The sequence below is a fragment of the Rhizobium mesoamericanum STM3625 genome (genome assembly GCF_000312665.1).
GTDB classification, from domain to species: domain Bacteria; phylum Pseudomonadota; class Alphaproteobacteria; order Rhizobiales; family Rhizobiaceae; genus Rhizobium; species Rhizobium mesoamericanum.
The window spans coordinates 1,878,200-1,889,874 of sequence record NZ_HF536772.1 but is presented as its reverse complement, the minus strand read 5'-3'; the positions used below and the strand labels follow the sequence as shown (position 1 = coordinate 1,889,874).

The 11,675-nt window shown below is 60.8% G+C and carries 7 protein-coding genes; 1 reads left to right on the top strand and 6 read right to left on the bottom strand.

Going from position 1 to position 11,675, the window contains the following annotated elements; all coding sequences use genetic code 11:
* The 4 genes from BN77_RS09155 to BN77_RS09140 form a co-directional block, all read right to left on the bottom strand.
* Positions 1-7,588 (bottom strand): T1SS-143 repeat domain-containing protein (locus BN77_RS09155; protein WP_040676955.1); only part of this gene is annotated, 7,588 nt, incomplete at its 3' end.
* A gap of 330 nt (positions 7,589-7,918) precedes the next feature.
* The gene (locus BN77_RS09150; protein ID WP_007530844.1) at positions 7,919-8,698 is read right to left on the bottom strand and encodes a VOC family protein; all 780 of its coding nucleotides are present in this window, start codon (positions 8,696-8,698) and stop codon (positions 7,919-7,921) included.
* A 51-nt stretch (positions 8,699-8,749) separates the two neighbouring features.
* Positions 8,750-9,217 (bottom strand): DUF1579 domain-containing protein, encoded by a 468-nt coding sequence (locus tag BN77_RS09145; protein ID WP_007530842.1) that lies wholly within the window; start codon positions 9,215-9,217, stop codon positions 8,750-8,752.
* 32 nt (positions 9,218-9,249) lie between these two features.
* Positions 9,250-9,978 (bottom strand): DUF899 domain-containing protein, encoded by a 729-nt coding sequence (locus BN77_RS09140; protein ID WP_007530840.1) that lies wholly within the window; start codon positions 9,976-9,978, stop codon positions 9,250-9,252.
* Positions 9,979-10,067: 89 nt separating this feature from the next.
* Between BN77_RS09140 and BN77_RS09135 the strand changes: the two genes are divergently transcribed.
* Positions 10,068-10,514, top strand: a complete 447-nt coding sequence (locus tag BN77_RS09135; protein ID WP_007530838.1) for a MarR family winged helix-turn-helix transcriptional regulator — start codon at positions 10,068-10,070, stop codon at positions 10,512-10,514.
* A gap of 21 nt (positions 10,515-10,535) precedes the next feature.
* Here BN77_RS09135 and BN77_RS09130 read toward each other — a convergent pair whose 3' ends face one another.
* The gene (locus BN77_RS09130) at positions 10,536-11,291 is read right to left on the bottom strand and encodes an RES family NAD+ phosphorylase (protein WP_040676952.1); all 756 of its coding nucleotides are present in this window, start codon (positions 11,289-11,291) and stop codon (positions 10,536-10,538) included.
* Positions 11,251-11,634, bottom strand: a complete 384-nt coding sequence (locus BN77_RS09125; RefSeq protein WP_007530835.1) for an antitoxin Xre-like helix-turn-helix domain-containing protein — start codon at positions 11,632-11,634, stop codon at positions 11,251-11,253. Before BN77_RS09125 ends, BN77_RS09130 begins: the two co-directional genes overlap by 41 nt.
* Positions 11,635-11,675: the final 41 nt, after the last annotated feature.

The following is an 11,675-nucleotide window of genomic DNA, read 5'->3' as shown; positions in this document are numbered from 1 at the left end:
AGAACACGTAGCTGGCGTTCGACCCTTCCGTCGTCGTCGAAGCCGTCAGCGACACCGTCGTCGGAGTAATCGTGTCGGTGATCTGTGCCGTTGCCGAGCCGTTGGCCGCATCGGGAACCACGCTCTCGAAGCCGCCTCCGGTCACAGACGTGATCTTGACCGTCAGGCTCGACGGGTCGGTGTAGACGTCCTCGTGGTTCGGGTTGTCCACCAGCAGCGTGCCGGTGGTTTGGCCGTCGTGGATCGTGATCGTGCCATGATCGGTCACGACCGTGGTATCGCCCTGCGAGGCATTGCTCAGCGTGATCGTGAATGCGATCTTGCCATCGGCTTCCGTTACGGTCGCGGGGGTGTTCGACGCAGCGATGCTCGCCGTCGTCACGTCCGTCGAGCCGTCCGTAACATTGAACGACACTTTCGCCGTGGACGTATCGCCGTCGCCGTCCGTTACCGTGACCTGGGAGCTGGACGATCCGCCGTCCTTGTAGACGTCAGCGCCCTGCGCAGTGAACTGATAGTGGCCGTCAGCCGTGACTTTGAGCGTGCCGTGCTCCATCGCAATGCTCTGCGACCATCCGTCGTTGCCGAACGTCAGGGTGACGTTCCCGATCTTCGAGACAGAGGCGCCGTCGGCGCCTTGGACGAAATCGAGCGTGCCGGTGACAACCGAGCCTTCGGCAACCGATTGTACGGTCACGTCACGCGCCGTCGGCACGTCGTCCTTGATGTCGACGACGACATTGGCGGTGCTCGTCGTGCCGCTCGTGTCCGCGACGCTCACTGCGAAGCTGTCGCCGCCTGTCACGATGTTGGTGCCATTGCCAGGGCCGGTCACCGACGAGGTGAGCGTGTAGGAGTAAGACAGCACGCCAGTCGAGCTGTCGTAGCCATAGACCGTCAGCGTACCATGGTCGCCGTTGACTGTCTGGCCAGTGGCGGCGGTGGTCCCCACGAGGGTTGCCACGGCGAAGGTGTGGCCACTAATGGTCACCGACTGGACGTCGTCATTGCCATTCGCATCGGCCACCGTGAGGGTGCCGCTCGTCGTGATACTGCCGGAGCCGGCATGATGCGAGCCCGCCGAAAGCGCGGCCTCGTCCACGAGATTGTGGCCACCAGCCACGCCGCCCGTTGGCGTCACCGTAATGGTCGGCGGGATGTTCGTTACGGCATGCACGTTAATCGTCGCGCTGAGGGCATCGCCGTCGCCATCAGTCAGGCCTGCGGTGAAGGACAGATCCGTGTTGGTCGAGACCGTGGTTGTCTTGGTTTCCGTCGTGACGGTGGCGCTGCCGAGGTCGATCTTGGTCTTGTCGCCGATGTTGTAGAACTCGACGTCCAGAATCATGGCGTTCCCATGAGCGGGGATGGTCAGGCCATTGGCCGCGGTAACCGTCGCATTATTGACGGGAACATTGGTGCCGTCAGAATAATGCACGACATAATTAACGGTCGCATTCTTGGTGAAGCTGAACGTCACGGTTGTCGGATCTGGCTGACTATCAACCGTTTGGTGGAAATTGAATTTCAGGTAATCGCTCGCGTCGAAATTATTGCTATGCAATCCGAAGCCACCGTTCGAGCCATTCACCTCCTGGCTGCCGCTCACCACTGCCACGATCGTGGCACCATTGTCGGTCGTGATGTTCACCGAAGCCGCCGGCGAATTGGCATGATCCAACTCACCATCTGCCTTGGTGAAGGTCTCGGTCGTCGTGTTGGTCGTCGTCGTCTGCAGGCCGAAGGTCGCATATTCCGTGAAGGTATAGCCCTTCCGGTCGTCGGCGATCTGGAGCTGGAAGACCTTGGTGCCGGTGTCAACATTGGCGCCGGTATAGGCGATCAGCGTCGCGCCATCGGCACTTACCCAATAATGCACCGTCTCGCCGTCCGAGACGAGGTTCTCAGGCGCAACGTTGCCGGCAAGGTTGGCATGGCCTGCGCCATCGGCGCCCGCGTGGAAGTCGAGCGTGCCGGTCACCGAGACCTGCGCGCCGGTTCCGATCACCGCAATCGTACTGACGCCGCCCATCGTCGGGCTGTCGTCATCGACGGTCACGCTCAGCGTGTTGCTGGCCTTGTCGCCGTCGCCGTCCGTCACCTGATAGGTGAAGTTCAGCGTCAGATCGTCTTCGTATTCGCTTCCGGCGACCGCCGTGTTCTGCTCGGTGGTGAACGGGTGGGCAAGCGGCGCGTTGATGGCGATGTTGTATTCGCCGGTTTGGCTGACGGTGACGATAACCGCCGCCGCGCCGCCATCGGCGCCGCCGAAATGGTCACTGGTGCCAACATACTCGTTCGTCGCCGAATTCCAGGTGAAGGTTACCGTCTCGGCATGAGCCACGCCGTTGCCATCCACATAGAGGACCTGGAGATCGCCGTTGCCCTGATGGGCGCTGTTCTGGACCGTCAGACCGGTGATCTCGATCGACTTCGAGCCATCCGCACCGGCGGTGAATGCCAGCGTGCCGGAGTACGACTTGGAATTGGCGCCGGTCAGATCGCCAGCGCCGGCATCGATGCCGTTCGGCTGGCCTTCATCGTCGAGCGAAGCAGCCACAGTCGCGTTGGCAGTTGGGGTAGCGTCGGTGAAGGTGATGTGGCCGCTGAGATCGATCTTGGCGCTGTCGGTCGCCTTGTCACCGTCATAGTCGGTGATCGTCACCGTTTCCGTCAGGGAGACGAGATTGCTGGCGAGCGAAATGCTCGAGCCATTGCCGCCATGATCGATCGCGCCGTATTGCGTCAGCGTCACTTCGCCGGTGGCGCTGTTCACCGACATCGCGAAGATCGTGTTCGCGGCGCTGATGTTGTGGGAATTCGACGCCGTCGAGCCGACGATCTGGCCGTGGACCTCATACAGATAGACCTGATGACCATGGCTGGCGAGGCCGGAAGCCACAAGGCCATCCTGCGCGTTGCCCGTTAGATCGAGCGAATAGCTCTTGATAACCGGATTTGCCGTTGCCGCGCCATCGGCGCCAAAGGACGCGTTGAACGAGAATGCCAGATCGAAGTTGGCTGTCGCCGTATCGGAACTGCTGCCGATTGTGCCGCTATCCTGCGTTGCCACGGTGACGTCTTGATTCTTAACCGTCACATCAATGCTCGGACCATCGTCTTCGAACCTGATATTGCCGCCCAGATCGATCGTAGCGTTGCTGCTCTTCTGGTCTCCGTCACCATCGGTGATCGTCGCCGTCGCAGTCAGCTTAACGAGATTGTCGGCGAGCGAGACCACCGTGCCGTCGCCGCCGTGATCGATGGCGCTGTACTGCGTCAGCTTGACCGTGCCCGCGTCTGTGCTCGCATTGTCCACCTCGATCTTGAACACGGCCTTCTGCAGGACGTCGGAGGAGTTCGATGAGGTCGAGGTCGAACCGTAGACCGTATTGCCGATCTTGTAGAGATAGATTGTCTGCCCGTGGCTCTCGAGCAGGGAGTCAACCCGGTTGTGGCTGTCCAGGTGACCGGTCACTGAAAGCGCATAGGTTTTAATGATGTTGCCGGCGCCGTCCGCGCCATAGCTGCTGGAGCCGACCGTGAATGCGCCGGCGAAGTTCTGGCTGGCCGTATCGGACTTGGCGCTGTACTTCGTGTCGATGGTGTCGGCGTCCTGCGTGGTCAGGGTGAGCGCGGCGTCGCTGCCCGCCGTCAGCGTGATCGACGGCGTGTCGTCGTCGAATTTGATATTGCAGCCGAGATCGATCGAAGCGCTATCGGTCGCCTTGTCGCCATCATGGTCGGTGATCGTCACGGTCGCCGTCAGCTTGACGAGGCCCTCGTCGAGCGAGATGACCGAGCCATTGCCGTTGCCGACATGATCGATGGCGTCGTACTGGGTCAGCGTGACCTTGCCAGTGCCGTCCACGGAGATCGTGAAGATGGTGTTGCTTAGCCCGACGCTGTGGGACGAGGAGGCGGTCGAGCCAACAATTACACCGTTGATCTCGTAGAGATAGATCGCATGGTCGTTGCTTTCGAGCCCGGAGTCGACGCGGTCGCCGAAGCCGCCGCGCTCCCAATCGTCATGGTCATCGTGATGCGAATTGCCGCTGAGGCTGAGCGCATAGGTGGTGTTTGTGGTACCGGCGCCGTCCGCGCCATAGGAAGAGGTGATCTTGAACGCCCCGGAGAAATCGGCGCTCGCCGTGTCGGTACCGCCGACCCCGCTCCCGATCGTGTCGTGATCCTGCGTCTCAAGGGTCGGTGCCTTCGAAGCGGAGGCAGAGATCGCCGCCACCGGCACGTCGTCGATGACGCTGACGAGGAAGCTTTTGGCGTCCAACGTTACGCTGTCGTTGTCGAAATCGGTGTACTGGACCAGGCTTGACAGGTCGAGCTTCAGCACGCCCTCGCCATTGTTGCCGTAGCTGTGGTCGAGATTGTCCTTGAGTTCGAATTTCCAGCTGCCGTTGTCATAGACGGTGAGAGTGAAGACGTCATGCGCGGCTTCGCCAGTGGTCCCGGCCGTGATGGTCTGATAGTGGCCGTTGGAGTCGACGCCTTCCGCGACCGAGGTTACCGAAACGAGGCTGCCGCCCGACTTCACGCTCGCGCCGCCGTCGGTCTCGATGGCGTTGCCGACCAGCTCCGAGCTGAACGAGAAATGCCCGCCTTCGTCGGCGCCGGTGTTGACCAGGGTGGCGAGCGAATTCGCGCCGCTGCCGCTGACGACCGCGGTGGTATTGTCTTGGAAATGGCCGTGGTGGCTGATGTCGTCATCCGTGGCCGAGCCCGAGCCGCCACTGGTATCCTCATTGCCGTTGAGCTGCTCTTCCTCGACCGTACCCGAGACATGGGCGCGACCGGCCGTAGTCGGCGCGTCGTCGGTGATAGCGATTTTCAGGCCGCCGGTCAGCGGAATGCTGTCGCCATCGCCATCGGTCGCCTGAATCAGGCCGCCGAAGTCGATGGACACGCTCCCATTGGTGGCGTCGGTGCCATGGTCGAGCTGATCGAAGAGCTTGAAGGTGTAGTCGCCGTCATTCGACAGGGTCAGCGTGAAGACGACGCGGGCCCCCTCACCCTCGCCCGCCGTTGCGGTGAGGACGCCGTTCGCGACGGTGTAGCTCAGCGCGTCGCCATGCGAGGACAGCGCACCGAGGCTGCTTACGTCGCCGGTGAAGGAAAAACCGCCCTTGCCGTCGCTTCCGAAGTTCACGACGTTCGCGATCGAGCCGCTGACAGTCGCGGGGCCCGGCAGACTGTTAGAGGCATTGCCGGTATAGGAGCCGTCCGCATTGCCGTCATTCGGGCTCGTACCCTGCGAAAGCGACGTCTTGATGTCGTCTTCAGCGACCGTGGCGCTCTGAAGTGCCTGCTGGTTGATGCTCGGGCTGTCGTCATCGACATTGACGCTGATCGTGCCGGACACGTGGTCGCCGTCGCCGTCATAGATGTCGAAACCGAAGTTCAGGACGAGATTGTCCTCGGTGCCCGTTGCGGGGTGAGCGAGGGCGGCGTTGAGCGTAACCGAGTAGGTGCCGTCGGCATTGACCGTGACGACGATCGCGTTTTGGACGTGCAGGCTGCTCCAACTCATGGAGCCGCCCTGTCCGTTCGGCGTCCAGACCCCTTCGCCGAGTGCCTCTGCTGTACCCTTGCCGGTGTCGTCAATGTACATGACCGAGAGCGCAGCGTTGCCGAGGCCGGCGACGGATTCAAGGCCGGTGACCTGAATATGGCCGAGCCCATCCGAGCCCGCGTCGAAATCGATCGTGCCGAACGCGGTGGCCCCGTGACCGTCGTCACCAGTGCCGCCCTGGTTGCCAGCTTTGCCGACGTCCTCGTCGTCAAGGATGGCACTGTTGCCGGTCACCGACACATTGGCGAGGAACGTGCCGTAGTAGTCGGCGTGCCCGGTTTCCTTGAATTCCAGCGTGTTCGATGCATTGCCGGCGCCGCCGACAATGGAGATGCTATAAGTCGTCATCTGTCCGGGCGGGTCGATTTCGAGCACAACGACGCCGCCGAAGGTGACGACCAGGTGCTTGCTGCCCGCCTGTGCCGCGCCGGCCTCGAATGTGAGGGTGTAGCTTTCGCCCTCTGCCAGTTTGAGCACCTGCGAGACCGCTACATCGCCCGGCGATGCGTCGAGGTCGATCATGTATCCGTTCGTCGAGGAATGCATGCCGAGATAGCCGTCGCCGACGCGCTCAAGCTGCGGGGTACCCTCGGAACCGTCCGCCCAGGCGATATGCCAGTTGCCCGAGACACCGGTGTTGTTGACGCCGCTGTTCTCGTTCCAGGCATTGCCGTTGGAGGTGAAGCCATCGAAGAAGAATGAGCCCGAATAGTCGCCGGCCGGTGCCGGGACCGAGATCAGAATTGGGCCATCGTCGCTGAAGCCAATCTTGTCGCCGATATCAACGGTTGCGTCGACTTTGTCGCCGTCGAAATCGCTGACCGTGACCTTGGCGAGGACCTGGCCGGACTTGATGAAGTCGATCTCGTCTTGCGAGTTGCTATCGGTGTTGTAGATCGAGACATACTGGACCATCGACAGCTGGCCAGTGACTGGATCGATTGCAAGGGCGAATGCGGCGGGATCGGCACTGGTGACCTCGCCGTTCTCGGCGTCATAACGACCGACGATTAGGCCATTTTCCTCGAAGAAGTATATTTCGTGGCCGCCCGTGGTCTTGAGGCCGGAATCGTGATCGTTGCCGGAGCCGAGTTCGAGCGACCACTGGACTGCATTCGTGGCGGCAGGACCATTGATGCCGAACTGGATATCGGCCTGCAGGAGGCCGGCGGTCGCGTATTGCGCCCCGTTCATATGCCCATCGAAGCCTTGGTTGCTAACACCTTTGAACAGGTCCGCAATATCGGAGAGCGCCGTATCGTTGTCCGGGCTGGTCTGGATGCCTGCCGATTCATCGAGTACGAGCGTCGCGGCAAGGTTGCCGAGGTTGATGACGTGCAGGCTGACTGTCGGCGAACCGTCCGGGACCGCTAGCGATGTCGGTGGGGTCGCATCTTGGCCGTGCCTGCCGACTCCGCCGAAGAGGCGGCCGGGCTGACCATCCGGCTGGTCCGTGTTCTGCAGGAGGTCCGCTATCAGCGGCGGCAGATGGGGAGGCTGCTGGATCGTGTCGAAGTTGCCGCCGGAGCTCGGCGACCCGCTGCTCGCCGAGTAGGAGCCGTCAGGACCAGCCGCGACGTTGATGTTGCTCTGCTCGAGGGCGGCGATCACGGCCTGCTGCGGCAGCTCGACTTCGCCGAGCAGGAAGGTCGGCACGTGCAGAGCGCCGTTGACGATGACAATCTCCGTGCCATCGGCCTGGACGAGCACGAGGTTGTTGCCCTCGACGCGGATGTCGTCGATCGACACGTCAGCCGGCAGATGGGCGACGTTGTGCTGATCCGGGACGATTTCCGCCGGATGGGCGTTGGCGGCCACCGTCTGCGGAGCCTCCGGCAGACGGTCGGTCTTCTCGGGCTGCTGGCTATTCTCGACTTGTGCGACCTCTACGCCCTGCTGTGCGGAAGCCTCAATACTTGCGTCTTCATGAATGTCCTGGCGGAAGTCGTGCGAGACGTTTTCGCTTGAAATAGCGGAAATGCGCGGATCTTCGATAGACATAACAAAACAACCCCAATGAGAACCTGGGGCCAATCAATTACGCAGAAGAGCCAAAATCAATACTTCCAGCTGCTCCAGACATAGCCGGTTATGCATCCACCCAAAAATGTTTTAGGAAGAGTTAACAGCAGGGGCTCGTTCATCGCCGGAAACGCTAAAATTCTAATAAAATTAATGAAATACAAACACGCTCCAGCATAGGCGGCAGCGCGCCTTCGGTTCCGATTCGATGTCTGCGCCATTCAGTCAGCACGCTTGAAAACTTCAAATGAACGCAGCGCAAGACGGCGTTCAGTCGTCTTGCGCTGCCTTCGTCATTGTCAGCCGCGCCTATCGATTGGGCGCCACGAGGCAGAAGAATGCACCCTGCGGATCCGTCGCCTGGATGATCCAGCTGCCGCCGGGCACTTCCATCGGGCCGTTCAAAACCGTGCCGCCGCCGGCCTTGACGCGTTCGATGGCCGCATCGATGGCCGGCACATTAAAGTAATAGCCCCATGCGGCCATCGACATGCTGGCCGGCTTCGTCATGATACCGCCAACGGGGGTGCCATGCTCGGCGAAGATCGTGTAGGCGCCCATCTCGCCCATGTCGAAGTCGTGATCCTTCGTCCAGCCGAAAAGCTTCGAATAAAATGCGAAGGCCTCAGCCCCGTTGCCCGCGTAGAGTTCGTGCCAACCGATATGCCCTGGTGTGCCCATTGGCGCAGGAGGCGCTGGATTGTCCCTCGGCAGCGGCGTCATGATACAGATCACGGCGCCGTGCGGATCGGCGACGACCGCAAAGCGCCCGACTGTCGGAATATCCTGCGGCGGCCGCCGGATCGAGCCGCCGTTGGCGGCAAAATCCTTGGCTGATTGGTCGACGTCATCGACAGCAACGTAGCCGGTCCAGTTCGGCGGGATCCCCTTCCCTTCCAATTCGGCTGGGAAATCCATGAGGCCGGCAACGCCCACTCCATTGGCTTCGAAAATCGTATAGGGCGGCAGGTCCTGGATCGTCATGTCGCTTGTCGTCCACCCGACAACCTTGCCGTAGAATTCGGCTGCGGCCTTGGGATCGGGGGTCATCAGTTCGCACCAGATGAATTTTCCGTGGGTTTCGGACATGGTGTTCTCCATTTTGGGTTTGACGAACGGCACGCCATTCTCTGCCGGCAGCTACCGCTTGCGGGTGTAATGCGCCCCCATGAACTGCTTCCAGGAACCGTCAGGCTGCCTGGTTGCAGAATTGAACGTGCAGTGATCGCAATCATGAAAGGTAATCTGCTCGCGGTAGTCGGCGAGCTTCTTTGTGTCGCCGAAATCGGGACCGGTCGTGTAAAGGCTCAGTATCTTGCGGTCATCGGACACCTCACCCTCGTAGACCCACAGGTAATCCATCATGGTCCCGATCCAGGTTCCAATGTATTTGCCCTTGTCGGCGCTGCAGCCGAGCGTGAGGACCGTCGTTGCCGCGCCACTGCCCGGCATCTGACCGGAGCCGTCGGCCACGAACCAAACGCCGTGGAGCGATCGCACGATTTCCGTCCACGGCTCCTGTCCGGTCATCTCGGGCGCCCTTACGTTCCAGACACCGACGAGGTCTTCGAGGAATTCATGCTCCTTGAGAACTTTCGCTAGCTGCATCGTCCTCTCCCGTCGGATGGTGGTCGCAGACCTCAGTGACAGCCGGATGGCGTAATCTTGGTGGGCTCGTATTCGTCATGACGCTTGACGAAGTCCATCGTGCTGTTTTCGTTGCGGCCTTTCGGAGCGCGATCAAGGATCATCAAGGTGCCGACCGCCTCTTCGAGGCCGCGGGCGTAAGTCGAATAGGTGTGGAAGATCTCGCCGTCGCCATTCTTATAGAAGGCGCTGAGACCGGGAAGTTCATCATTGGCGTTGGCGGGCTCGATGGCCGCGAAATTGTAGAAGACCTTGTCTTTCGCCAGATCTTCCGGGCTGAAGGAAACGTGGTAATCGAAATTGAATCTGTTATCGAAGGACGAGACCCACGGGAATTTCCAGCCCATGCGCTTCTTGTAGGCCTCGATCTTGGCGAGCGGCGCGCGCGAAACGGCGACCCAGGTGACATCGTGATTGTTGAGATGCGGCAGCGTTCCATCGACATGATCGGACACGAACGAGCAGCCGGGGCAACCCGCCTCCCAATCAGGGCCGAGCATGAAGTGATAGATGAGAAGCTGGCTGCGGCCATCGAAGAGTTCGGCAAGGCTTTTCTTCCCCTGCGGCGTATCGAAGACGTAGTTTTGTTCGATCTTGACCCATGGTAGGGCCAGGCGCTCGGCATTTATCTTGTCTCGCAGATGCGTTGCTTCCTTCTCTTTGAGAAGCAGCGCGCGACGGGCTTCCAGCCATTCTTCACGGGAAACGACTTGGTTCTGCATCACGTGCACCCTCCTCCGGCGCGATCGAGACGTTGGGATCCATGTTGCTTTTCCTTGATTAATTACATTGATATCAATATAAGTGGAGCATGTCAAACGCCGTAGAGATTCCTTTTCCGACGACGCTTCTGGTGCGCGATACGTGCCTTTGCCTGCATGTGCAGCGGGCAGCGCGCGCACTGGCGCGGCTTTTCGACGATGCCCTTCGCCCCGTCGGACTGACCAACGGTCAGTTCTCGCTGATGATGTCGCTGAACCGGCCGGAGCCGCCGCCGATGGGACCGGTCGCGACCCTGCTCGCAATGGATCAGACGACATTAACGGCAGCGCTCAAGCCATTGCAGCGCCGTGGTTGGGTAAATGTAACGCCAAACGAGAAAGACAAGCGCCGACGCCTGTTAAGTCTGACGCCGGAGGGCAAGGCGGTGCTTGCGGCTGCATTGCCGATCTGGGAACAGACACACGCCAGCATTGAAGACGCGCTGCCGGACCGCGACATGGGGAGACTACGGCGCGACCTGCAAGCGCTTTCCTGAAGAGGTCGCTTGCAGCCTGAGTCACTCAGGCACCATTCGCGGATCTTGCACGAAATCCTCGACCGAGAATTCAATTCTGACTTTCGGAAACTCGCAGAGCGCCTGGACCCCAATTTTCGAAAGCCGGATTCTCCACGTCTGGCGCTCCACAGGCTCGCGGGCAGCGAATGCCGCCGCCGTCAAAAGCGCGATGTTGCGGCCGCGATGCGGATCCCGCACGGATTCGTAGAGGATTGCCTGGCAGCCCGCCTCCCGCGCAGCGTCTGCGAGCGCCTGGCACGGCGCATAGTTCTGAGGATCCGTCCATATCTCATGATCGGCATTAAGCGGCGGGCGCGTGAGATCGATTGCTGACGGCGTAGCAATCGCCGCGGCAAAGGCCGTGTACTCCGCGGCGTTAGCGGGAAGCGATGTGGCGGGGGATTCAAAATAGAACAGCATCCTATAAAAGGACATTTCCGCAAGCGCGGTTTCCACCCGCTCGGATGCGTAAAAGACACCCAACGTGCGCCCTGCCCGGCGGAAACGGGAACCATGCGGGTAGACGGCGCCATAGCGGAACGGCGTGGCAAGCAGGTAGTCCAGGCCGACGCATTCCGGCGGCAGCGCCGGCTTGCTTTCTTCGAGCAATCTCTCAAGCAGCGCCTGTTCATCGAGGGTGTCGACGAGTTTCAGCGTCGATATCTGATGCTGCGCCTCGACCAGACGCCAGAACCGGCCCGAGATCGCCCGCGTCTCAGATGAGAGCGCGGCGGGCGTCCAGATAGGCAAGGACATCGGTCAATCCCGAGATGCTGACGATCTTTTCGAGTGGTTTCGCGCCGAGCGCCGTGTTGGCGTTGCGTAGCCATTGCCGGGCAATGGCCTCATCGCCGCCGACAATTGCGTCGAGCGAGCGAAACAGGCGAACGAGCAGGATGGCGAGTTCAAAGGACTTTGAGCCGCGCTCAAGCAGATAATCCTGCCGCTTCATGCGCGAGACCGTTGCCTCGGAAACGCCGAGGACCGCCGAAAGCGTTCGGGCATTGAGGCCGAGATGGTCGGCAGCATTGACGGCGGCTTTGGTGATCACCGCCGCTTCGGGGGACCGGGTGCCGAAGATCGGTTGCGCTATAGCCATGCCATATTCCTTTCACTGGAAAGAATATAGCACTTTATTTT

Coding starts and splice junctions, on each gene's coding strand:
- BN77_RS09150 (WP_007530844.1), bottom strand. CDS start 8,698: ATGTCCGAAACCCACGGAAAATTCATCTGGTGCGAACTGATGACCCCC.
- BN77_RS09145 (WP_007530842.1), bottom strand. CDS start 9,217: ATGCAGCTAGCGAAAGTTCTCAAGGAGCATGAATTCCTCGAAGACCTC.
- BN77_RS09140 (WP_007530840.1), bottom strand. CDS start 9,978: ATGCAGAACCAAGTCGTTTCCCGTGAAGAATGGCTGGAAGCCCGTCGC.
- BN77_RS09135 (WP_007530838.1), top strand. CDS start 10,068: ATGTCAAACGCCGTAGAGATTCCTTTTCCGACGACGCTTCTGGTGCGC.
- BN77_RS09130 (WP_040676952.1), bottom strand. CDS start 11,291: ATGTCCTTGCCTATCTGGACGCCCGCCGCGCTCTCATCTGAGACGCGG.
- BN77_RS09125 (WP_007530835.1), bottom strand. CDS start 11,634: ATGGCTATAGCGCAACCGATCTTCGGCACCCGGTCCCCCGAAGCGGCG.